This window comes from Reyranella sp., assembly GCF_050185545.1.
In the GTDB taxonomy this organism is placed as follows: Bacteria; Pseudomonadota; Alphaproteobacteria; order Reyranellales; family Reyranellaceae; genus Reyranella.
Genome location: NZ_JBFWZI010000124.1, coordinates 1 through 21,374, shown reverse-complemented (window position 1 = coordinate 21,374; position 21,374 = coordinate 1). Strand labels below are relative to the sequence as shown.

20 protein-coding genes and 1 pseudogene are annotated in these 21,374 nt (G+C 66.4%); 14 read left to right on the top strand and 7 right to left on the bottom strand.

Translation table 11 applies throughout. From position 1 onward, the window contains the following. The 9 genes and pseudogenes from AB7O82_RS26180 to AB7O82_RS26140 form a co-directional block, all read left to right on the top strand. Positions 1-290, top strand: a pseudogene (locus AB7O82_RS26180) (arylsulfatase); the annotation flags it as partial. A 268-nt stretch (positions 291-558) separates the two neighbouring features. Then, positions 559-1,779, top strand: a complete 1,221-nt coding sequence (locus AB7O82_RS26175) for an MFS transporter (RefSeq protein ID WP_428545455.1) — start codon at positions 559-561, stop codon at positions 1,777-1,779. 247 nt (positions 1,780-2,026) lie between these two features. Beyond that, a complete protein-coding gene (locus AB7O82_RS26170) occupies positions 2,027-3,274 on the top strand; it encodes an ABC transporter substrate-binding protein (protein ID WP_428545458.1) in 1,248 nt (415 codons plus the stop codon). Positions 3,275-3,361: 87 nt separating this feature from the next. Further along, complete coding sequence (locus AB7O82_RS26165; RefSeq protein ID WP_428545461.1) at positions 3,362-4,255, top strand: branched-chain amino acid ABC transporter permease; 894 nt, start codon at positions 3,362-3,364, stop codon at positions 4,253-4,255. 45 nt (positions 4,256-4,300) lie between these two features. Continuing rightward, positions 4,301-5,743, top strand: coding sequence for a branched-chain amino acid ABC transporter permease (locus tag AB7O82_RS26160; protein ID WP_428545464.1), 1,443 nt, complete (start codon positions 4,301-4,303; stop codon positions 5,741-5,743). Positions 5,744-5,747: 4 nt separating this feature from the next. Next, positions 5,748-6,491: an ABC transporter ATP-binding protein gene (locus tag AB7O82_RS26155; protein ID WP_428545467.1), complete on the top strand. Its 744-nt coding sequence runs from the start codon at positions 5,748-5,750 to the stop codon at positions 6,489-6,491. Next, positions 6,488-7,195: an ABC transporter ATP-binding protein gene (locus AB7O82_RS26150; protein WP_428545470.1), complete on the top strand. Its 708-nt coding sequence runs from the start codon at positions 6,488-6,490 to the stop codon at positions 7,193-7,195. The genes AB7O82_RS26155 and AB7O82_RS26150 overlap by 4 nt, the downstream gene beginning before the upstream one ends. A gap of 93 nt (positions 7,196-7,288) precedes the next feature. After that, a complete protein-coding gene (locus tag AB7O82_RS26145) occupies positions 7,289-7,537 on the top strand; it encodes a type II toxin-antitoxin system Phd/YefM family antitoxin (RefSeq protein ID WP_428545473.1) in 249 nt (82 codons plus the stop codon). A gap of 286 nt (positions 7,538-7,823) precedes the next feature. Then, entirely contained in the window at positions 7,824-8,096 is a 273-nt protein-coding gene (locus AB7O82_RS26140) for a hypothetical protein (protein WP_428545476.1), read from the top strand. Positions 8,097-8,144: 48 nt separating this feature from the next. Here the strand turns inward: AB7O82_RS26140 and AB7O82_RS26135 are convergent, their stop codons facing one another. The 4 genes from AB7O82_RS26135 to AB7O82_RS26120 form a co-directional block, all read right to left on the bottom strand. Beyond that, entirely contained in the window at positions 8,145-9,536 is a 1,392-nt protein-coding gene (locus AB7O82_RS26135; RefSeq protein ID WP_428545479.1) for a phenylacetate--CoA ligase family protein, read from the bottom strand. Positions 9,537-9,776: 240 nt separating this feature from the next. Next, the gene (locus AB7O82_RS26130; protein ID WP_428620523.1) at positions 9,777-10,742 is read right to left on the bottom strand and encodes a carbohydrate ABC transporter permease; all 966 of its coding nucleotides are present in this window, start codon (positions 10,740-10,742) and stop codon (positions 9,777-9,779) included. A gap of 36 nt (positions 10,743-10,778) precedes the next feature. After that, positions 10,779-12,059, bottom strand: a complete 1,281-nt coding sequence (locus AB7O82_RS26125) for a Rieske 2Fe-2S domain-containing protein (protein ID WP_428620522.1) — start codon at positions 12,057-12,059, stop codon at positions 10,779-10,781. A 462-nt stretch (positions 12,060-12,521) separates the two neighbouring features. Then, positions 12,522-13,535: a 1-aminocyclopropane-1-carboxylate deaminase gene (locus AB7O82_RS26120; protein ID WP_428620520.1), complete on the bottom strand. Its 1,014-nt coding sequence runs from the start codon at positions 13,533-13,535 to the stop codon at positions 12,522-12,524. A gap of 144 nt (positions 13,536-13,679) precedes the next feature. Between AB7O82_RS26120 and AB7O82_RS26115 the strand changes: the two genes are divergently transcribed. Then, entirely contained in the window at positions 13,680-14,132 is a 453-nt protein-coding gene (locus tag AB7O82_RS26115) for an Lrp/AsnC family transcriptional regulator (RefSeq protein ID WP_428545503.1), read from the top strand. A gap of 139 nt (positions 14,133-14,271) precedes the next feature. Continuing rightward, on the top strand, positions 14,272-14,820 hold the full coding sequence (locus AB7O82_RS26110) for a pyridoxamine 5'-phosphate oxidase family protein (protein WP_428545491.1): 549 nt from the start codon (positions 14,272-14,274) through the stop codon (positions 14,818-14,820). A 99-nt stretch (positions 14,821-14,919) separates the two neighbouring features. Here AB7O82_RS26110 and AB7O82_RS26105 read toward each other — a convergent pair whose 3' ends face one another. Both AB7O82_RS26105 and AB7O82_RS26100 read right to left on the bottom strand, forming a co-directional pair. Beyond that, positions 14,920-15,099 (bottom strand): hypothetical protein, encoded by a 180-nt coding sequence (locus AB7O82_RS26105; protein WP_428545494.1) that lies wholly within the window; start codon positions 15,097-15,099, stop codon positions 14,920-14,922. A 400-nt stretch (positions 15,100-15,499) separates the two neighbouring features. Beyond that, positions 15,500-16,393 carry an alpha/beta fold hydrolase gene (locus AB7O82_RS26100; protein ID WP_428545497.1) on the bottom strand — a complete coding sequence of 298 codons (894 nt, stop codon included), beginning with the start codon at positions 16,391-16,393 and terminating at the stop codon, positions 15,500-15,502. A 205-nt stretch (positions 16,394-16,598) separates the two neighbouring features. Between AB7O82_RS26100 and AB7O82_RS26095 the strand changes: the two genes are divergently transcribed. Continuing rightward, on the top strand, positions 16,599-18,080 hold the full coding sequence (locus AB7O82_RS26095; RefSeq protein ID WP_428620518.1) for a winged helix-turn-helix domain-containing tetratricopeptide repeat protein: 1,482 nt from the start codon (positions 16,599-16,601) through the stop codon (positions 18,078-18,080). A gap of 45 nt (positions 18,081-18,125) precedes the next feature. Here AB7O82_RS26095 and AB7O82_RS26090 read toward each other — a convergent pair whose 3' ends face one another. After that, positions 18,126-18,770, bottom strand: a complete 645-nt coding sequence (locus AB7O82_RS26090; RefSeq protein ID WP_428555599.1) for a LysE family translocator — start codon at positions 18,768-18,770, stop codon at positions 18,126-18,128. 538 nt (positions 18,771-19,308) lie between these two features. Between AB7O82_RS26090 and AB7O82_RS26085 the strand changes: the two genes are divergently transcribed. Together AB7O82_RS26085 and AB7O82_RS26080 are read left to right on the top strand one after the other, a co-directional pair. Continuing rightward, positions 19,309-20,619, top strand: coding sequence for a tetratricopeptide repeat protein (locus tag AB7O82_RS26085; RefSeq protein WP_428555597.1), 1,311 nt, complete (start codon positions 19,309-19,311; stop codon positions 20,617-20,619). A gap of 84 nt (positions 20,620-20,703) precedes the next feature. Beyond that, a partial coding sequence (locus AB7O82_RS26080; RefSeq protein WP_428620517.1) for a cupin domain-containing protein occupies positions 20,704-21,374 on the top strand: 671 nt, incomplete at its 3' end.

The window sequence follows — 21,374 nt, the reverse complement described above, 5'->3', positions numbered from 1 at the left end:
CGGCCGGCAACCGGCGGCTCGGCGTGCGCATGCGGCGCAACCAGGGCCGCAACGTCGCCACCCTGCTGATCGACGGCGAGGCAGTGGGCGGCTTCGACACCCAGCACGGCTTCGTGAGCTTCATCTCGTGGTCCGGCCTCGACATCGGCCGCGACCGCAACAGTCCGGTGTCGCACTACGAGGCGCCGTTCGCCTTCACCGGCACGCTGCGCAAGGTCACCGTGCTGATGGACGACGACCAGGAAATCGACGCCGAGAAGGCCGCGGCTGCAGTGCTGGCAAGGGAGTGAGCGGTTGGCTGAGCGCCCTCTCATTCTCCTCCCCAGCTCTGCTGGGGAGGTGTCGCCGTCTTACGGCGACGGAGTGGTCATTGCTGGGAGCGCGCCACTCCTGTGGCGCTCTCTTGTCGATCACATATCCCATGAGCGCCACGGGAGTGGCGCGCTCCCAGCGAAGAGACATGACCCCTCCGTCCGCGAAGACGCGGACGCCTCCCCAGCAGAGCTGGGGAGGAGAATGATGCGCCCGCGGCCCGGAAGACGATGAGCGAGTAGCGTAATGGTCGAGTCCCTCGTTCGTGATCGCCACGGCGTCGACAGCGCCTATGCCTGGCGGCTTGCCGTCGTGTCGGTGCTGTGCATCGTGCTGGGTGGCGGCTCGATCTATCTGCCGGTGGTCGGCCTGAAGGAGATCGCCGCGGAGTTCGGCGATCGCCGCTCGGTGCCATCGCTCGCCTACATGCTGGGCTTCACCGCCATGGGTTTCGGCGGCGTGATGATGGGCTGGCTGGCCGACCGCACCAGCCCGCGCGTGCCCCTGCTGATCGCCGGCGTGTCGATCTTCGCCGGCGGCTGGATCGCCACCAGCGGCGGCGAGCTGGCGCTCTACCTCGGCTACGTGCTGCCGCTCGGCTTCCTCGGCAACTCGGCGACCTTCACGCCGGCGATGAACAACATCCAGGGCTGGTTCGACCGCCGGCGCAGCCTCGCCGTGTCGCTGATCTCCGTCGGCCCGGCGCTTTCCGGATCGCTCTGGCCGCAAGTCTATGCCTGGCTGCTGCCCGAGGTCGGCTGGCGGCAATCGCTGGTGATCTACGGCGCCATCTCAGGCAGCCTGATGGTCCTGTTTGCTCTCTACATCCGGCCCTCGCCGCTGGTGCGCCGCGGCCACAAGGCGCGCGAGGACCATTCGGCGCTGCCGATGCCGTCCGCTGCCCTGATGACGCTGCTGTCTGCCGCCGGCTTCTGCTGCTGCACGGCGATGGCGGTGCCGTTCGTGCACATGGTGGCGTTCTGCGGCGACCTGGGCTTCGCCGCCGCGCGCGGCTCGGAGGCGGTGTCGCTGATCCTGTTGACCGCTGTCGCCTCGACCTTCGCCTTCGGCCGGCTGGCCGATTACATCAGCCCGATCACGGTGAGCCTGCTCTGCTCGCTGATCCAGGTCGTGGCCCTGGTGGGCTTCCTCGGCGTCCAGGGGCTGCTCGGGCTCTACACCGTATCGGTGATCCACGGCATCCCCTACATCGCCATCGTCCAGGGCTACGCCCTGATCCTGCGCCAGCTCTACGGACCTACGCTGGCCGGCTGGCGGCTCGGCGTCGTCATGCTGTTCGCCATGGCCGGCATGGCGGTCGGCGGCTGGTTGGGTGGCGTCATCTTCGACGCCACCTTATCCTACCGTGCCGCCTTTCAGGCCGCCCTGGCCTTCAACCTGCTCAACGTCATGTTGCTCGGCGCGCTCTATTTCACGAAGCGGCATCGGATTTTCGCAATGCGCTGACCCGTTGCCGGTCCCAGCGATTCACCCGCTATGGCGTGCCCGCTTCATATGCTATGGTCGCATGGCGCGTCTCGCAAAAGTGCAAAGGTGCCGAAAAGGTCCACGGGGCGCGCAGCATTCAATGGGAGGAGTGGGAAAGACTCGTATCGTTGGATTTTGGTAAGGCGCGCGCTCGCCCTCGGGCGGGATTAACAGCGTGTCGCTTGCGTGGCTTGAGTTGTTTTTCCGAACAAAAAGGGAGGCAACGATGGGCGTACGCTTTGTCAGCAAGCTCCTGATTTCGATCGTCTCGTTGACGTTCGTCGCGGCCTCGTCGATGGCCGCGGATCCCAAGCCGATCAAGATCGGCCTGCTCTATTCGCTGTCGGGCATGGCCGCCGTCTACACCAAGGGCACGGTTATCGGCCATCAGATCGCCGCCGAGGAGATCAACGCGGCCGGCGGGCTGCTGGGTGGCCGCAAGATCGAGTACGTGACCCGCGACGACAAGCTGAAGCCCGGCATCGCGGTGGAGGAATTCCGCCGCATGGTGACCCGCGACCAGGTCGACTTCGTCATGGGCGTGATCAGCTCCGGCGTGGCGCTGGCCGTCTCCGAGGTGGCGAAGGAGATGAAGGTCCTGTTCGTCGACACCATCGCCCAGACCGCGGCGCTGACCGAAGAGCAGGGTCATGACTTCGTCGTCCGCCTCAATACGAACACCGGCGTGATGGGCCGGACGGCGGGTTTGGCGGCGGCCAAAGGGCCCTGGAAGTCCTACTATTTCATCGGCCCTGACTACGAATATGGCCATCGGATGAATGCCGACTTCTGGGACTATCTGAAGGCCAAGAAGTCGGACGTCACCAAGCTCGGCGAGCTGTGGCCCAAACTCGGCGAGCGGGACTTTTCGGCGCATATCACCGCCATTCTGAACGCCAAGCCCGAGGCTGTGTTCTCGTCGCTTTGGGGCGGTGACCTGATCGCCTTCATCAAGCAGGCCAACGCCTACGGCTTCTTCGACAAGGTGCAGTTCATATCTACCGGCGGCGGCGACCTCGACATCCTCGAGCCGCTGGGCAGTGAGATGCCCAACGGCATCCTGGCGACCTTTGCCTATGCCTTCGACTATCTTCCTGTGAAGAAGGAGCAGAACGAGAAGTTCATCGAGGAGTTCAAGAAGCGCGCCGGCTACCTGCCGAAGTCGGGCGACATCTTCGGCTACGTCTCGACCTACGTCATGGCGGACGCGATCAAGAAGGCCGGATCGACGGAGAGCGCGAAGCTCGGCAATGCCTTGCGCGGCTCCAGGTACGAGACACTGCTGGGCGACGTCACGGTGCGTCCGTTCGATGGCCAGGCGACCTTCCCCTACAACATCGGCTTCACCTTCAGCGATCCCAAACATCCGTTCAAGCGCCTCAAGGACGTAACGCGGGCGAACGGCGAGGATGTCCTGCCGAGCAAGGAGCAGGTCGACAAGAGCCGCGCCGACGCGAAGAAAAAAGGCGGCTGAGCTTCTCGCTTGCGACGGAGCGCGGCGCACCGGGCCGCGCTCCGTCGCCCATCATCACCGAAGTCCGTTCGACAGGGGGAGCCCGCGATGGCAAGCCTCACCGCCGACATCTTGCTCGTTCAGTTCATCAACGGCCTGTTCATTGCCGCCGGCATCTATCTGGTGGCGTCCGGCCTGTCGCTGGTGTTCGGCGTGCTGGGCGTTCTGAACTTCGCGCACGGCTCGTTCTACATGTACGGCGCGTTCTTCGTGTTCACCTGGATCGGCTTCAAGCTCGGCGGATTCTGGCCGGCCCTGCTGATCGCGCCGTTCGCCGTGGTGATCTTGGGGGTCGCCACCGAGATCGTCTTCCTGCGGCCGATCTACAAGGCCGACCCGCTCTACCAGCTGCTCCTGACCTACGGCCTGGTGCTGATGTTCGGTGACCTGGTGAAGCTGATCTGGGGCGCCGACAACCAGTCGGTGGCGCGGCCGCCGGGCCTCGACGGCACCATCCCGATCTTCGGCGCGCTGTTCCCGAGCTACCAGGTGTTCGTGCTGATCCCGATCGGGATCGCCGTGATCCTGGCGCTCTACCTGCTGCTCAACCACACGCAGATCGGCAACATCGTGCGCGCCGCGACCCAGGATCGCGAGATGGTGGGCGCGCTCGGCATCAACGTGCGCCTGCTCTACACCGGCGTGTTCGCCGTCGGCGCGTTCCTCGGCGGTCTCGGCGGCGCCGTGCTGGCGCCGATGGGCGCGCTCTATCCGGGCATGGATTTCGACGTCATCATCGAGGTCTTCCTGGTGGTCGTGCTGGGCGGGCTGGGCAGCATGGCGGGCACCGCGCTGGGCGCCCTGATCTACGGCGAGCTGAAGTCGCTCGGCATCCTGCTCGTGCCCGACCTTGAGTCGGTCTTCATCTACGTCCTCATGGTGATCGTGCTGCTCACGCGGCCCCAGGGCTTGCTCGGCAAGCGCCTGGAGACCAGCCGCTGACGGTTAGTTGCAACGAGACACGGCGGAACGACAGGGAGAGATACCGTGGCCAGCGTGCAGGACTCGATCCGGGGAGAGGCCGTTCCGCTGCGCTGGGCAACGGTGCGCGATCCCATGCTGTGGGCGTTCCTGGCGGCGCTGGTGCTGCTGTTCTGGCTGCCCGAGCTGGTCCTCGGCATGGGCTGGGCCAAGTTCTGGATCCAGTTCGCCACCCAGGTCTTCATCTGGTCGCTGTTCGCCGTCTCTTTCAACCTGCTGATGGGCTATACCGGCATGGTCTCGTTCGGCCAGGCGGCCTATCTCGGCATCGGCGGTTACACCGCGGGCCTGCTGCTGAAGAACATCGCCGGCCTGTCGTTCTGGGTCGGGCTGGCGGCGGCGCCGGTCGGCGGCGCCCTGGCGGCCCTGGTGATCGGCTATTTCTGCGTCCGCCGCACCCACATCTACTTCGCCATCCTGACCCTGGCCTTCGGCCACATTGTCTACCTGATCGCCTTCAAGTGGTACGATTTCACCGGCGGCGACAACGGCCTGATCGGCATTCCGGTGCCCGATTGGATCACCGAGCCGACCTTCGCCAATTACTACAAGTTCGTGCTGGTGATCACGGTCGCCGCGATCTACCTCTTGTGGCGCATCGTCAATTCGCCGTTCGGCAAGGCACTCACGGCGATCCGCGAGAATCCCGAGCGGGCGGATTTCATCGGCATTCCGGTCGATCGCTACCGGCTCTACGCCTTCGTGGTGGTCGGCGCCTTCTCCGGCCTGGCCGGCGCGCTGATCATGGTCAACGATCGCAGCGTCTATCCCGACCTGGCGCACTGGACGCAATCGACCCAGGTGCTGCTCATGGTCCTGCTGGGCGGCGTCTACACCTTCTTCGGCCCGATCGTCGGCGCGCTGCTGCTGCGCACCATGGACGCCGACATCACCCAGAACTATCCCGAGATCTGGCAGCTCTTCCTGGGCGGCGTGCTGGTGCTGATCCTGTTCGGCCTGCCCGGGGGGATCGTGGGCTTCATCCTGCAGCGCGACGTCGGCAGCGGCGACGATCGCGCCACCCGGCTCGCCAAGGCGCTGGGCGAGTTCCGCCGCAAGTCGTGGATGTTCTTCCTGGGCTCGCTGCTGTTCACCAGCTTCTTCGCCATCCTGCACCAGCCGGAGGCCTGGCTGATGCCGCGGGCGCGGACGTTCGTGGCATGGGCGCTGCCGACCTGGGGCATCGTGCCCTGTGCGCTGTTGCAGCTGGCGGTCGTCGGCGGGATCCTGTGGCTGCTGCTACGTCGGGCGGACCGGTTCGAGCGCGTGAACGGCGTGCTGCTGCTCGCGCTGCCGATTGGCGTTCTGGCGCTCAACGTCTGGCTGGGCACGCCGCTGTCCGGCCTGCTGATCGTGCTCCTGTGGGCGATCTTCGCGCTCTATTCGCTGGCCCAGGCGGATTTCCGGCAGGCCTACGGGATAGGCCGCGCCGCCGGCGAGGAAGGCTGACGACATGCTGCTCAGGGTCGAGGGCATCTCCAAGTCGTTCGGCGGCTTCGTCGCCGTGCGCGACGTCAGCCTGTCGGTCGATCGCGGGCGGACGGCCTGCGTCATCGGTCCCAACGGCGCCGGCAAGTCTACGCTGTTCAATCTCATCACCGGTCACGTCCAGCCGACGCGCGGCAACGTCTTCCTGGGCGACCGTGAGATCACCGGGCGGGCACCACACGCGATCTGCCGCCTCGGCATCGGCCGCTCGTTCCAGCGCACCAACATCTTTCCGCGGCTCTCCGTGTTCGACAACATCCAGGTCGCCGTGCTGTCGCACATGAACCGGACCCTGAACATGGCGACTCCGGCCCATACCCTGGTGCGCGACGAGACGATGGCCCTGCTCGAGGCGGTCGGCCTCGCCGGCGAGGCGCGCTCGACCAGCGGCACCCTGTCATACGGCCTGCAGAAGCAGCTCGAGCTCGGCATTGCCTTGGCCAGCGAGCCGCAGGTGCTGCTGCTCGACGAGCCGACCGCCGGCATGTCGCCGCAGGAGACGGCGGACACCATCGCCCTGATCGGCCACATCGTGCGCGACCGCGGCCTCACCCTGCTGTTCACCGAGCACGACATGGACGTCGTGTTCAGCATTGCCGAGCGCATCTACGTGCTGCACCAGGGCGCGCTGCTCGCCCAAGGCACACCGCAGGAGGTGCAGGCCAACGAGGACGTGCAGCGCGTCTACCTGGGCGAGGCCGACGAATGATTCTCGAAGTCGACGACGTCTACACGGCCTATGGCTTGAGCCAGATCCTGTTCGGCGTGTCGATCGCCGTCGAGAAGGGTGAGTGCGTCGCCCTGCTGGGCCGCAACGGCGTCGGCAAGACCACGACCCTGCGCACGATCATGGGGTTGACGGCGCCTTATCGCGGCCGCGTGCGCTACAATGGCGCCGACATCACCGGCCGGCCCGCCTACCAGGTGGCCAAGCTCGGGATGGGCTTCGTGCCCGAGGAAAGGCGCATCTTTCCCGACCTGACGGTGCGCCAGAACCTCGAGGTGGCGCGCAAGCCGCCGGCATCGAAGCACGACCGCGAGTGGACGGTCGAGGCGGTGTTCGAGACCTTTCCCGCCCTCACGCCCATCGCCGGGCGCAAGGGCGGCTACCTGAGCGGCGGCGAGCAGCAGATGCTGACGATCGGGCGCACGCTGATGGGCAATCCCGACCTCCTGCTGCTCGACGAGCCGTCGGAAGGCCTGGCGCCGCTGGTGGTACGCGACCTCGGCCACCAGATCAGTCGCCTCAAGGAGCACGGCCTCACCATCCTGCTGTGCGAGCAGAACGCCAAGTTCGCCATCAAGCTCAGCGACCGCGCCTACATCCTCGAGAAGGGCCATGTCCGCTTCTCCGGCTCGATCGCGTCCCTGCAGGCCGACGACGAGGTGCGCCGGCAGCATCTCGGGTTCTAGATCTAGATGAGAGCGCGAACTGGCGGTTGACCTTGCACGCCTGATGAAGCGGGTATGCGCCTACAATTCTGACGGAGCGCACCTGAATGGGCATTGCCGCCGTACACCAGTTGTGAGTTCAATCACGATTTCGGCCGCGCCAGGAAGGCGGCCGAACGAGGTCCGGTGTTCATCACGGATCGCGGCAAGCCAGCATACGTGCTGCTCACGATCGAGGATTACAGGCGTCTTTCCGGCGGGCGGCCGAAGATCGCCGACCTGCTCGCGATGCCCGGCCTGGAGGATGCCGACTTGCCCGTCCCCGAGCGCCGGGACCGGCCAAGGTCCGCAGACCCCGGCTGATATTCGTCCTCGACACTAGCGTCGTTTCTGAACTGAGAAAGGTTCGCTCGGGCAAAAGCCGATCCCCATGTCAGCCGATGGGCCGTTTCCGACGACGCCTCGACAACCGCACGGCCTCACCATCCTGCTTTGCGAGCTGAACGCCAAGCTGCCATCAAGCTCAGGGACCGTGCCAACAGCCCTGGCTGCCCGAGCCGCCGCTTGCCACGCGTTGGTCGCAACCCGCCGCCCAGGACCGCCGTTATCGTTCCTGCCGCCGGTATCGTTCCGGCCAAGGAGAAGAACAATGTCCATTGTCAGGAAGACTGGACTGCTCGTCGGCGCGATCACGGCCGTCGCGACGCTTGCCAGCACTGCGGAAGGTGGTGAAGGAGGCGAAGGCGGTCGCGGGCGGAAGGTCTTCGTGCCTTACGGCTACTACGTGGCGTCGCCTCCCGTGCGCGTCTACCGGCCGCCGCCGGTCGTAGTGTACGATCCCCCACCGGTTTATCCGGTCTATCCGCCGTACCCTCCCCAGGAGCCTGGCGTGAACCTGAACATCAACATCCCGATGCGATAGGCGACGGCTGGAAACTGAACGTCAACATCCCGACAGGCGACGGCCGTCTCAGAGCAGGCAGACGAAGTCCTCGAACTTTCCGGTGGCCGTGGGCGCGAGCACGTCGGGGAAGGTGAGCTCGATCCTCAATCCCGCACCAAACTTGGCGCGCGTCCATTCGATCACCTGCCGGGCCTCGTCGTCGTCGAGCTGCCGTGCCGTCTCGAGCCGCACCTCGAGGCGATCGAGGTGGGTCTGCACGAACTGGTAGCGGCGAATGGGCGTGAGCGCGAGCAGCCGGCCGATATCGCTCGACGACAGCAGAGGCCAGCGCTCGCCGCCATCGGGCAGGCGCAACATGTTCTGCCGCCGGCCGAGGATGCGACGGACGACGGGCAGGCCCCGACCGCAGCCGCAGGCCTCGCCGACCTCCGCGTAGTCGCCGAGCTCGTAGCGCAGCAGCGGCATCGCGAGATTGTGCAGCGGTGTCGCCACGACCCGGCCGACTTCGCCGGGTGCGCAGGGCCTGCCGCGCTCATCCAGGATCTCGACCAGGACGGTCTCGGATTGCAGGTGGTAGTGTTCGGCCTGCGGGCACTGCAGGGCGAGGTAGCCGATCTCCCGCGAGCTGTAGGTGTCGGCGATCGATAGACCCCAGACCTGCCGGCAAAGCTCGCGCAAGCCTGGCGGCAGGACCTCCGAGATGGTCAGGATCTGCTTCAGGCCGTCGGGCTTCGTCCCGGTCCTGGCGCTCGCCCGCAACAGCCGGTCGAGGATGGTCGGATGAGTGATGAGATAATCCGGCCGTTCGCGCACCAGCCAGGCGAGCTGGTCCTCGGTTGCGGTCAGGATGTTCAGGGTGACGCACGGACCGGTCGCGAAGATTTCCGCCGTCGAGAATCCCCAGCGTTCCAGGCGCCGGCCTTGGGGATAGAGCGCCTTTCCCGGCGTTGAATCGCGGATGGCGGCCAGCTTTCCCGACAGGTCGCGGCCATGCCAGAGGTGATCGCGGACGGTGACGGCGTTCCAGTAGAGCTGCGCGAGCTCGGTGCGCAGCGCGCGAACCGGCCGACCCGTCGATCCCGACGTGAAAAACTCGGCAAGCTCGCCGTGACCCTCCGGAATGCTGCGGCTGAGGAGGTCGTCGCCGGCGCCTTGCACGTCGGCGCGGGTGAGCAACGGCAGACGCTGCCAAGCCTGCCAGAACGCCTCCCCTTCGACACCGGCCAACGGCATCAGGCGATCGCGGTAGTAGGGCACGTGGCTGGCCGCGTGCGCAACGAGGCGCTCGAGCTGTCGGCGCTGAAAGTCGCGCAGCAGCTCGGGCGGCCAGCGCTCGGTCCGCTCGAGCTGGAAGAGCAGCGAGAGGACGGCCATGCCACGCGGCGACACCGGTGCCGGCCAGGCAATGTCTGGAAGCGCGCTTTCGAAGGGCAGCGGATCGCTGGCGACAGTCATCATGGACTCCACCATGCAGTCGATTGTGGCGATCGCAGGATCGATTACGCTCGAGGGGCGGCAATGCCCTATCGTCACTTCGACTTCCCAGGAATACCGAGTGTCAGCCCGTGACCTCGCTGTGCCGCCGCCGAGGGGACGGCGGCATAGGCGCGAGAGTAGAAGGAAACCTCACGGCATCCAGCACGCCGTGCGAGCAGGACGCCTGCGCCGTTCCGACGAGATCGGCGTTCTGCCCATGCGTCAGGCTCCGCTCCCCCGTCTGGCAATGCCTCGCAGGATAAAGGTCGCGGCCACCGCCAGGATCGGCACCATGAACAGCGATATGCTGGCACCCATCGGGAGGTTGCCGCTCAGGATGCCGACGAGAAATGCTGCCGTGCCCAACACCTGGGTCGAGCCGAGCGGGCCGCCGTTGGTCAGCACGGCCACGATGGTGAAGCCGGCGAAATTGCCGATCAGGGAGAACAGCATGGTGATGGCGATGATGTTGCGCGTCATCGGCCAGGTCACGTATCGGGTGCGTTGCCACCACGAGGCGCCGTCGATCGACGCCGCCTCGTAGAGCTCGTCGGGCACCGACTTCAATGATGCCAGGTACATGATCATGAAGAACGGTGCGCCCAGCCACACGCTCACCAGGATGACCGAGAAGCGCGCCCATCCGGCCTCACCCAGCCAGAAGATGCGATCCATGCCGAGGCGCTCGAGGATCCAGTTGAAGGCGCCGAAGGATGGATCGTACAGCAGCCGCCAGGCGAGGATGCTCATGGCCGGCGGAATGACCCAGGGCACCAGGAGCATGCCGCGCCACTTGCGCTGACCCCGCGTCGGAATGTTGTGCATGAAATGGGCTGCCACGAAGCCGATGATCGCCTTCAGCACGACCGCAGCGACCGCCAGCAGACAGGTCTGATAGACGACCATCCAGAAGCTGGCGCGGCTGAACAGGATGGCGAAATTGCCCAGCCCGACGAACCTGGTCATGGTCCTGTCGAGCATCGAGAGATAGATCGCGTAGCCTGCGGGATAGGCCACGAGCGCGACGATCAACGCGACCAGCGGCAGGGTCATCAGGAAGGCGATGGTCGATTTGCGCTGCATCAGCCTGTGCAGGCTGCCGCGACCGACCGGTTCGGTTGCCTGCCGCTGGCGCGCGCCTGCGTCGGCTTGCCCGTCGGATGACGGGGCGCGCTTGGCCTCCATCATGGCTGGAGCAAGCCGGGGAAAGCGATGACGTCCGCCCTACACTGTCTGAAGGATCTTGTCCCGGGTGATGTCGGGCGCCAGGGTCCCGTGCCAGTCGGCGTCGCGCGCGAAGACGTTCTCGCCGGCCTTGATCGTGTAGTAGCTGGTACCGGTGCCGGCCGGCTGCTGGCCGGCTTCGACGGCCCTCACCGCCTCGCGCAGCAGCTTGCGCGCCTGGATGATCGCCTTGTCGGCCGGGCCGAGATGCTCGCGGCTGCGATCGACGATCGGGCCCATGCTCTCCTGCAGGGCGCGATCCTGCTGGTTGATGCCGTCGATGCCGGTGTAGCTCTCGGTCCTCTGGACCGCGCGGTCGAGACCGTAGTTGTTCGTCCGGTTCTGGAACGACCGGAAGGTCTTCGGGTCGACATGCAACGGGCCGTTGCCGAGGCCGCGCTCGAGCCGGTCCTCCGCGGTCAGCGGCGCATCGGTCGTGCTGTAGATCCAGTTGTAGACCATGCAGTGATGGTCATCGATCGGCACCCAGATATGGCCGGCATCGGTCGGCAACCCACTTTCCGAGCGCGACGGGCGGATCTGGTGGAACGGCATGATGAAATGATAGGTCCGCACGTGAACCTCGGCGCCGCCGAGCGGCCGCACGCCGGCATAGAGATAGCCATAGTCGGTGATGTCGACACGCAGGCTGGGCGCCTTGCCGCGCACGAACGGGTTCGACGGCTTCAGGCCGCCGCGGGTCGAGTTGTCGGTCAGCAGGCGGTGCAGGATCGGCGCGTGCGAGGTGTCGATGCCGCCTTCGAGGGCCTGCAGGTAGTTGCATTCCTCGACGACCTTGGTGACGTGGCGTCGGCTTTCTGGCACTTGGGTCCAGGCGAACTTCGGCGGGGGCGGCGTCTTGTCGGCCGGCCCGAGGTACGCCCACACGATGCCGCCGAGCTCGCAGGTCGGATAGGCCACCAGCCGCACCTTGTGCTTGAACTGGAGCTCCTCCGGCTCGTTCAGCTGATCGACGCAGGCGCCGTTCACGTCGAACTTCCAGCCGTGATAGACGCAGCGCAGGCCGCACTCCTCGTTGCGCCCGAAATAGAGCGACACGCGGCGATGCGGGCAGTACTCCTCGACGAGGCCGATGCGCCCTTCGGTGTCGCGGAAAGCGACGAGCTCCTCGCCCATCAGCTTGACGCGCACCGGCGCGCCGTCCGGCTCTTCGATCTCGCTCGACAGGCAGGCGGGGATCCAATAGCGCCGCATCGCATTGCCCATCGGCGTTCCGGGGCCGGTGCGGGTGAGCAGCTCGTTGTCTTGCTTCGAGAGCATGCGGGTTCTCCTCGGCTGATGGCCTCGACGGATGCCCGACGACTGGACGACGCTGTCGCCCGGCGCCGGGCAGGGAGCGCACCAGCCGAGAATAGCCCCATTTTCGCTGAAACGGGAGCCGGGAGCGCGCCACTCATAGGCGCTAACTTTAGCCGGACCGGCAAAGTCCTCATCCTGAGGGGTCGCGTAGCGACCGTCTCGAGGGATGGGCAACACACGAGATCGCCGGAAAGGCGGTGTCGCAGCGCCTTCACTGGCGCCGACCAAAGGGCGAAGGTTACTTCGCCCGAATCGAGACGCGGCCCTCCGGGTTGCTCCTCAAGGTGAGGTCTTTGCAAAGTTGGCGCCTATGAGCGCGCCACTTCCGTCGCGCATGCTCTTCATCCGGTCCGCATTCGGGGGACCGCTATCCCACGAGCGCCACGGCGTGGCGCGCTCCCAGCCATGAACGGTCGCGGCGGCTCAGCCGTTGCGGAAGGCGTAGCCGTAGCCGTTGAGCGCCGGCGCGCCGCCGAGATGGGCGTAGAGCACCTTCGCGCCCTTGGGGAAGAAGCCCTTCTTCACGAGGTCGATGGTGCCCTGCATGGACTTGCCCTCGTAGACAGGGTCGGTGATCATGCCCTCCAGGCGGGCGGTCAGGCGGATCGCCTCCTTGGTCTCCTCCGACGGCACGCCGTAGGCGGGGTAGGCGTAGTCCTCGAGCAGCACCACGTCGTCATCCTCGATCTCCCGGCCGAGCTTGACCAGCTTCGCGGTGTCGCGCGCGATCTGCAGGACCTGCGCCTTGGTCTGGGCCGGCGTGCCCGAGGCATCGATGCCGATCACCTTGCGCTGGCGGCCATCCGCGGCGAAGCCCACGACCATGCCGGCATGGGTCGAGCCAGTCACCGTGCAGACCACGATGTAGTCGAAGGCGAAGCCCAGCTCGGTCTCCTGCCTGCGCACTTCCTCGGCGAAGCCGACATAGCCCAGGCCGCCGTACTTGTGCACCGAGGCGCCGGCGGGGATGGCGTAGGGCTTGCCGCCCTTGGCCTTCACGTCGTCGATCGCCTCCTGCCAGCTCCTGCGGATGCCGATGTCGAAGCCTTCGTCGACCAGCCGCACGTCGGCGCCCATGATGCGGCTCAGCAGGATGTTGCCGACGCGATCGTAGACGGCGTCCTCATGCGGCACCCAGCTCTCCTGCACCAGCCGGCACTTCATGCCGATCTTGGCGGCGACGGCCGCCACCATGCGGGTGTGGTTGGACTGCACGCCGCCGATCGATACCAGCGTGTCGGCATTGGAGGCGAGCGCGTCGGGGATGATGTACTCGAGCTTGCGCAGCTTGTTGCCGCCGAAGGCCAGCCCCGAGTTGCAATCCTCGCGCTTGGCGTAGAGCTCGACCTCGCCGCCGAGATGGGCGGAAAGCCGCTCGAGCTTCTCGATGGGGGTGGGACCGAAGGTGAGGAGATAGCGCGGGAAGCTCTTGAGCATGGGCCGATTGGTAGCAAATCGGCCGCTGAATGTGCTTGCGAAGAATCCGGCGATTTTGTCCCTGGATTTCTCGAAGGGGCCTGCAGATTGGCGAAGCTGCCATCCGATGCTAGGAAATCGGAAGAATCTTCCGGGAGACCCTCCATCGACCGTATCGACCTCAAGATGCTGCGCCTGCTGCAGGCCAATGGCCGCCTGAGCAATGCCGAGCTGGCCGAGAAGGCCGGCGTCAGCGCCGCGACCTGCCATCGCCGGACGCAGCGCCTGTTCGAGGAACGCCTGATCGCCCAGGTGCGGGCGATGGTCGATCCGCGCAAGGTCGGCCGCGGCGCGCTGGTCATGGTCGGCGTGGTGCTCGATCGCTCCACCCCCGAGAGCTTTGCCCAGTTCGAGAAGGCGGTGGCCAAGCTCAAGTTCGTGCTCGACTGCCACCTGGTGGCGGGCGACTTCGACTACTTCCTGAAGATCAGGGTCGGCGACATGGCCGATTTCAACCGCATCCACGGCGAGCAGCTGATCGCGCTGCCTGGCGTGCGCCAGACGCGGACCTTCTTTGTGATGAAGGAGGTCGTCGACAACGCGCCTCTCGACTTCTGAGGTGGCGAGCGCCCTCGCAATTGCCCGAGGCGGCGGAAAAACCTGCAGCAGTAATTGACCAGGATCAAGGCGTGCCCTGGCGACCACCGGAGAAAGTAGGGCGCTACGCCCCCCTGCGCATCCCTGACGAGCGCTTCGCTTGAAACAACGGAAGAGACTGATTCTCCAGCTTCTCGAGGAACACCGCCTCATGGCGCTGGGGACCAATAGTCCAGACGGCTGGCCGCACGTCACCTCGGTCGGCTATGTCAACGACGGTTTCCTGCTCTACTGTTTCATAGCGTCCAATTCGCGCAAGCATGCCAATATCCTGCTGGACGACCGCGTCTCGATTGCGATCTGTAGCGACGCGCCGCGTCCCCTCGACATCAAGGGACTGTCGCTGACAGGACGAGCTTCGGTGGTCCGCGACAGCGGCGAGTTCGAGCGTGCGAGCCGGCTGCGCCTGATGCGCTATCCGGAATACGCCGCCGAACCCCCATCCGAGGCCAACATCGGCGCCGCGGCGCGCATTTCGCCTCGCCCTCTGTCGAGCTCCGTTGTTCTCCTGCGGATCACGCCGGAGACATTCTCACTGGTCGACTACTCGAAGGGATTTGGCCACAGCGACGTCGTCACCTTCTCGGAGCGCGACCTCGACGTCCATGTCGCCAGCTTGGCACACCATTGGGACGATCATTCGACATGAAGACGGCGACAAGCGGGGCTGACGAGATGGGGATCTGATTGCCGTGCATGCACCTCTTCCGATGCCGATCACCCGGGCAGCGGGCGGAATGTGCGCACCTCAATTCGCCGAGACATTGCCAGCCGAATCGACCGTCACCCGGACCTCGGTCGAGCCGCGCAAAGCTCGCGCATTCCATAGGCCGTCCGACCTTCGGCTGAGTGCGCGAACGCCGGTGTAGCCGTCGCGCTCGATGGCGGCCCTGGCGGCGCTTTCGCTGGTGACGTCACTGGCGGACAAGGGCCTGTCGCGTTGGGAGACGGTGTCTCGAGACGTTCCGTCGCCATGCCTGTCGGCAGACCGGGGCGCCAGCAAGATCGGCACCGGAGGGCGGCTTGTCTCGAAAGACGCCGGTATGTCCCGCCCACCGACAGCCAGCAGCTGTTGCCGTTCGACCTGCCTCTCGAACCTGCGGTCGGACGTGGCTGCGCCCTGCTCGAGTGGCGACACGAAGGCATGCAACGCCGCGAAGGCGCCGATAGTGGCCACAACGGGGATGACACTATATGACATGCAAGGCCACTCCCGAAGAGAGGAGCCTGCCCGGTCATAAGGGCCGAGCAGGCCAGTTTAGGGAGGAACGACGCCACAGCGTCGTTTGCCTTATCGGCCAATATGCCGGCATCGTTATTGATGTGGGTCAAACTCCGCCGAAAAGACGATGCCGGCGCCCGTGCTGTCGCTCGGGCGTTGGGCCAGCTGGAGATTCTTGCTGACGCCGCCCGAACGACGCTTCCGCGTCGCGCACGTGCCCGGCAATCAGGTGCGCCATCTGACCTGCGTGCGTTGCGAGCATGAAATGCGCAGCCTGCTCGATGGTCGCCGCAGCCGCCATGCCCATGCACTCGGCGAGAAGCGCATTGAGGCGCTGCATCGCGGGGTGACTTGCCCCACCCCACAGGACCAGGGCCGGGATATCGATGGTGGCAAGCGCTGCCGCCGACAGCGGGAAGCCATAGGCGCTCGCCCAATCGAGGATGTTCACCAGCGTCGTTTCGACGGCATAGGCGCGAACGCGCGGTGGCCAGGAGGCGAACGTGCCGGCGCCGCCGTAGAAATCGATCATCGCTGCGATCGCTTCCGCATTGCCGCCCTGGAAGGCGGCGAAATAGGCGTCCGACATCCGGCGGAATGCACCGTAATGGAGATGTTCCCCCCGCTCTTTCAGCAGTTCCACCGCCGGCGCCTCCGCGATAGCGAGGCTCGCCAGCGGCACACGGCCGCGGAGCGCCACAGCGAGCCCCACAAGGCCGCCGAAGGAATGACCCACCAGATGCACGGGGCCGCCTGCCCTTCGAATGACCGTCTCCACCACCTCGGCCTCGCGATGGATGGAGGGGTCGTGCTCTGTGCGGCGCTCGACGGTTCCGCCGTAGCCGAGCAGGCTCGTGGTGACGCAGCGGAACTGGCCGCTCCACGCGACGATTACAGGCCGCCACGCGTTGCCGGTGCTGCACGACCCTGGCACGAGCACGATGGTCGGGCCCGCTCCGCATTCGGCGTAGTCGATGCGCCCTTGTATGTCGTCGATCATTGGGAAGTCCCTTCTCCGATAGCGGTCGCAAGAGTGGCGTCCACCGTTGATCTGCTGGAGGCGTACGATGTCGGTAGTAGTGTTCTCGGCTTCTTCGCTCGACTTGTGGACAGTGCAAGGATGCGCTCGGCGGCCAATGAAGCCTTTGAGGCCAGCTTGATTTTCAACTGAGATATCCGCGAGAATTGCGCGAGGAGGGTGGCAATTGAGTTTTTTCTTCGAGAGTCATGAGCTCGACGTGGCTCGCCGCGAGCTGCGACGAGCCGGCAAGCCGGTCGCCCTCGAGCCTCAGGTCTTCGACCTGCTGGTCTACCTGATCGAAAACCGCAACCACGTGGTGAGCAAGGACGACCTGTTCGAGAAGGTGTGGGCCGGCCGCATCGTTTCCGAATCGACGCTGACCAGCCGCATCAACGCCGCGCGCAACGCGGTCGGCGATAGCGGCACGGCACAGCGGCTGATCCGAACCTTTCCGCGCAAGGGGTTCCGTTTCGTCGGCGATGTAAGTGCCAGCGCTTCGGCTCCGATGCCTGCACAGACCGCCAGTCGGCCGGCGAAGGCGGTGTTGGCAGTGCGCCCGTTTGCAACGCCCGGCGGCAGCGAGACGTCGGCGCTCGGCATGGGCCTGGTCGACGCGATCATGACCGGTCTGGCGCGATTCCGCCTGGTTGCTGCGGTGTCGCGCGAGACCGACGATGAAGTCGCAACCTACACTCTTACCGGGGCGGTGCAGCGTGCCGGCGACATGGTGCGCATCTCGGCCCGTCTGATCGACCATCACGACGGCGCACAGCTTTGGGCAGAGCGATACGACCGCAGCCTCGACAGCTCGTTTGCCGTGCAGGACGAGATCGCCCAGGCGATCATCGCCGGCATCGAGCAGCCGCTGGTCGCCGCCGAGAATCGCCGCGGCGCGCCTGACCCGACAGGGGCAACCGCCGACGTGATCAAGGCAGCAGGCTGGCACCTGTTCCGGTTCGACCGGGCAAGCAACGACACCGCCATCAGGCTGCTCGAAGCGGCAGTGCAGGAAAATGCTGGCGCCTATCGGCGCCACCAGGCGCTGTCGATGGGCCATTGCTGGCGAATGGCGTTCGGCTGGACCGACACGCCGGCGGAGACGGCCGCACGGGCCGTGGCGGCCGCCGAGGCGGCCGCGCGGTTGAACGACGACGATGCCTGGAACTACTGTGTGCTGGGGTGGGCTGCCGTCTACGATCACCAGTTTGAGCGCGGACTCGAAGCGCTCGACCGGGCGGTCGCCTTGAATCCGAATTCAGGCGTCACGCACGGCGTTCGCAGCTGGGTTTGCGGCCATGCCGGAGACCCTGCCGACGCGCTGCGTTCCTTCGGCAGGGCGAAGCGCCTGGCGCCTCTTCATCCCTTCATCTTTATGCACATGACCGGTGCCGCCTGGGCTGAAGCTGCCCTCGGCAATTGGAGCGAGGCGGAGAAGCTTGCCGAGACGGCAGGGCTGCGCAGGCCGAATTGCTTCTCGCCTCTGGTGGCAAGAGCTGCGATTCGCGCACTCGCCGGCGATCCAGGCGGCGCGCGGTCCGCGCTTGCCGGGCTGCGCCGGATCGTGCCCGACTTCAGCATCGGATGGTGGCGAAACTTCCTGCCCCTGCGTTCGACAGCGCTGCTCGACAGCGCCTGCGAGGCCCTGGCGAAGCTCGGCGTGCGTTGACGCCCTCGACCATCGCCCTTCCGTCGACAGCGAACCGGCGCGCAGTCAGGAGGGGCGCTTCGCGACGGCGAGGCCGATGCCGAGTGCAATCATCGCGGCGCCCGACGCCTCGCGCAGGCGGCGGATCAGCGAGGGCCGCGCCGCGGCGCCGTTGCGGACGCGGCCTGCCGCGAAGGCGACGACGATGTTGGCGAGAGTGTTGAGCGCGACCGAGACGAAACCAAGGACCATGAACTGAAGGGCGACAGGACCTGCGGTCGCGTCGACGAACTGCGGGATGAAGGCGAGGAAGAAGCCGGCCGTCTTCGGGTTCAGCGCCTCGACCAGGACGCCTTCGCGAAACGCCCGTCGCGGACCGACCGGCGGCGCGGCTCCCGTATCCGGCCTGGCGGCCGCGTCCCGGCGGGCGAGTTGGAGCGTGCGCAGGCCGAGCCAGACCAGATAGGCAGCTCCGACGAGCTTGAGCGCGGTGAAGAGCTCTGCGCTCGCCAGCACGAGGGCGGAGACGCCCACGCTGCCCGCGAGGACGTGGACCATGCCGCCGACGCCGGTGCCGAGGCTCGAGGCCACGCCTTCCGCACGACCGCCGGCCAGCGTGCGCGCGGCGACATAGAAGATGCCCGGGCCGGGCGTGATGGCGAGCACCAGGGCCGCCGCGAGGTAAAGAGCGAGCTGTGTCAGTTCGGGCATGGCTGGCGCCGCCTCCTGATGACGATGCGCTGGGAGTGGCGGGCTCATAGGCGCTTACGTAACTTACAAAGGGGCCTCACCCTGAGGAGCGGGCTGGAGGCCGCGTCTCGATTCGGGCGAAGTAACCTTCGCCCTTTGGTCGGCAACAAATCCGATGTTGCAACGCCGCTATTCCAGCGATCTGGTCTGTCGCGCATCCTTCGAGACGGTCGCTACGCGACCTCCTCAGGATGAGGACTTTGCTGGACCGGCCAAAGTTAGCGCCTATGAGCAGCGGGCTCCCAGCCATGAGCCACTCTGCCGTTTCTTTCAGCATCGTGGTGCGCGCCGGGCGTCCCAGTGTCTCCCTCTCCCATCCTTCGGCAGCCCGAGCAATCCTCGACATGTCAGGGGCCAGATGTCGGCAGCCAGTGATGGCCGATATTCGATATTAATTGTCGAGCCGTCGAAAGACGGACGTGTACCGACGATATATACCGTCGTCCTCGAGGGCGGCGATGGGCCGTCATAGAGCCATCCCCGCCGATGGAGACGACGCATGGCATCCGACCGTTTCGGGTATCCGCTGACGGCGGCTTCGGAAGAGGCAGCAGGGCATTACCGGCGTGCCGTCGACTGTATGCTGACGGGCAATTTCGGCGCTGCGGATGCGCTCGATGCGGCGCTCCAGGCCGACCCCGATTTTGCCCTGGCGCGCATCGCCAAGGCGCGCTGGCTCCAGCTCTATGTGCGTATCGCCGAGGCGCAGGCGGAAGCCGCTGCGGCGCGCGCGCTTTGCAGCCGGATCACGCCGCGCGAAGCGCGCCATGTCGAGATCATCGCCCTGTCAGTCGATGGCGCCGGGGGGCAGGCGCTGGCGCTCCTCGAGCAGCACCTGGTCGACTATCCGCGCGATGAGCTGCCGCTGTTCCTGGCGCTGGGCGTGTTCGGCCTGCTGGGCTTCAGCGGACGGCGCGATCACCGCGCCGCCGAGCTGGCGATCCTGGAACGCCTGGCGTCGCATTGGGGCGACGACTGGTTCTTCCTGACTTTCCACGGCTGGGCCCGTGTCGAAAGCGGCGACGTTGCCCTGGGCATCGTCGAGATCGAGCGCTCCCTGTCCCTCAAGCCGCGCAATGCGTGGGGGGCACACGCCCTCGCGCACGGCCTCTTCGAGGCTGGCGATCCCGAAGCCGGGGCGAGGTTCGTCGAGGGATGGTTGCCGGAGTACGACCGGCGCAGCCAGCTCCACGGCCATCTGTCGTGGCACCACGCGCTGTTCGAGATGGCACGCGGCAACCCGGAGCGGGCGCACGAGGTCTATGACGAGTCGATCCGCGTGGGCGTCGTGCAGGCACCGCCGGTCATCGGGCTCGCCGACGCGGCCGCCTATCTGTGGCGCCGCCAGATCTACGCTCATGGGACGCCGACCGGCGAGGAATGGCGCGAAGCCGCCGATTATGGCCGAAAGACCTTTCCGCACGCCGGGATGCATTTCGCCGATCTGCATGCGGTGCTGGCCGACGCCTCGGGCGGCAACGTCGCGGCGGCAAGGCAACGGATCGCGGAGATGCGCGAGCGCCTGGCGAGCGGCCGCCTGCCGCATGGCGAGGTTGTCCCGGCGCTCAGCGAGGGTATCGTTGCCTTCTGCGGCGGCGACTACGCGGCTGCTGCCGACCTGATCGGACCGATGATTCCGGAAGTGGTGCGTGTCGGCGGCAGTCACGCCCAGCGCGAGCTGTTCGAGGACACCTACCTCGTGGCCTGCATGCGCGCCGGGCGTAACGGAGCGGCAAAGGAGCTGCTGACGGATCGGCTTGCCCATCGCCCGTCGGCGCGCGACCAGCGCTGGCTCGCCGCCGTCGGGTGAGTGAGCCCGCGAGGATCCGGGAGCAGGAATTCTGGCGCTCGCCGGTTCGAGGCAATCCTCGGACAGGCGGCCTTGGGAGGCAGGATGGAAATCAACGCTGATTTTTCCCGGCGCGTTGCCGTCCACGCCGCGCGCCAGCCATGGGTGCCTTCGCCAATGGCCGGCGTCGAACGGCGCATGCTGGACCGCATCGGCGACGAGGTGGCGCGCGCAACGACCATCGTTCGCTACGCGCCGGGCAGCCGCTTCTCGCCGCATACGCACGGCGGTGGCGAAGAGTTCCTGGTGCTCGACGGGGTCTTCCAGGACGAGCACGGCGACTATCCCGCAGGGAGCTACGTCCGCAACCCGCCGACGTCGCGGCATACACCCGGCTCCGCCACAGGGTGCGTCCTGTTCGTCAAGCTGTGGCAGTTCGATCCGGCCGACCGGAAAGAGGTCAAGCTGAATACCGCTGGCATGGCCTGGGCAGCCGCCGCATGCCGGCCCGGCGTGGAGCTGCTTCCGTTGTTCGGCGATGACTGCGAAGACGTACGGCTGGAGCGGTGGACGCCCGGTGCGGCAATCACCCTGGACGTCCCGGGTGGCGCCGAGCTGCTGGTGCTGGACGGCGGGTACGAAGAGGGCGGCGAGACCTTCGAGCCTCTCTCGTGGTTGCGGCTGCCGGCCGGTGGCGTGCTGCAGGCCAAGGCAGGCCCAGGAGGCTGCAGGCTATGGATCAAGACCGGGCGCCTCCTGTCAATTTTCGGCGGTGC

Bases quoted from the DNA above. Each gene is read 5' to 3' on its own strand.
- AB7O82_RS26175 (WP_428545455.1), top strand. From the start codon at position 559: ATGGTCGAGTCCCTCGTTCGTGATCGCCACGGCGTCGACAGCGCCTAT.
- AB7O82_RS26170 (WP_428545458.1), top strand. From the start codon at position 2,027: ATGGGCGTACGCTTTGTCAGCAAGCTCCTGATTTCGATCGTCTCGTTG.
- AB7O82_RS26165 (WP_428545461.1), top strand. From the start codon at position 3,362: ATGGCAAGCCTCACCGCCGACATCTTGCTCGTTCAGTTCATCAACGGC.
- AB7O82_RS26155 (WP_428545467.1), top strand. From the start codon at position 5,748: ATGCTGCTCAGGGTCGAGGGCATCTCCAAGTCGTTCGGCGGCTTCGTC.
- AB7O82_RS26150 (WP_428545470.1), top strand. From the start codon at position 6,488: ATGATTCTCGAAGTCGACGACGTCTACACGGCCTATGGCTTGAGCCAG.
- AB7O82_RS26140 (WP_428545476.1), top strand. From the start codon at position 7,824: ATGTCCATTGTCAGGAAGACTGGACTGCTCGTCGGCGCGATCACGGCC.
- AB7O82_RS26135 (WP_428545479.1), bottom strand. From the start codon at position 9,536: ATGATGACTGTCGCCAGCGATCCGCTGCCCTTCGAAAGCGCGCTTCCA.
- AB7O82_RS26130 (WP_428620523.1), bottom strand. From the start codon at position 10,742: ATGATGGAGGCCAAGCGCGCCCCGTCATCCGACGGGCAAGCCGACGCA.
- AB7O82_RS26125 (WP_428620522.1), bottom strand. From the start codon at position 12,059: ATGCTCTCGAAGCAAGACAACGAGCTGCTCACCCGCACCGGCCCCGGA.
- AB7O82_RS26120 (WP_428620520.1), bottom strand. From the start codon at position 13,535: ATGCTCAAGAGCTTCCCGCGCTATCTCCTCACCTTCGGTCCCACCCCC.
- AB7O82_RS26100 (WP_428545497.1), bottom strand. From the start codon at position 16,393: ATGATCGACGACATACAAGGGCGCATCGACTACGCCGAATGCGGAGCG.
- AB7O82_RS26090 (WP_428555599.1), bottom strand. From the start codon at position 18,770: ATGCCCGAACTGACACAGCTCGCTCTTTACCTCGCGGCGGCCCTGGTG.
- AB7O82_RS26085 (WP_428555597.1), top strand. From the start codon at position 19,309: ATGGCATCCGACCGTTTCGGGTATCCGCTGACGGCGGCTTCGGAAGAG.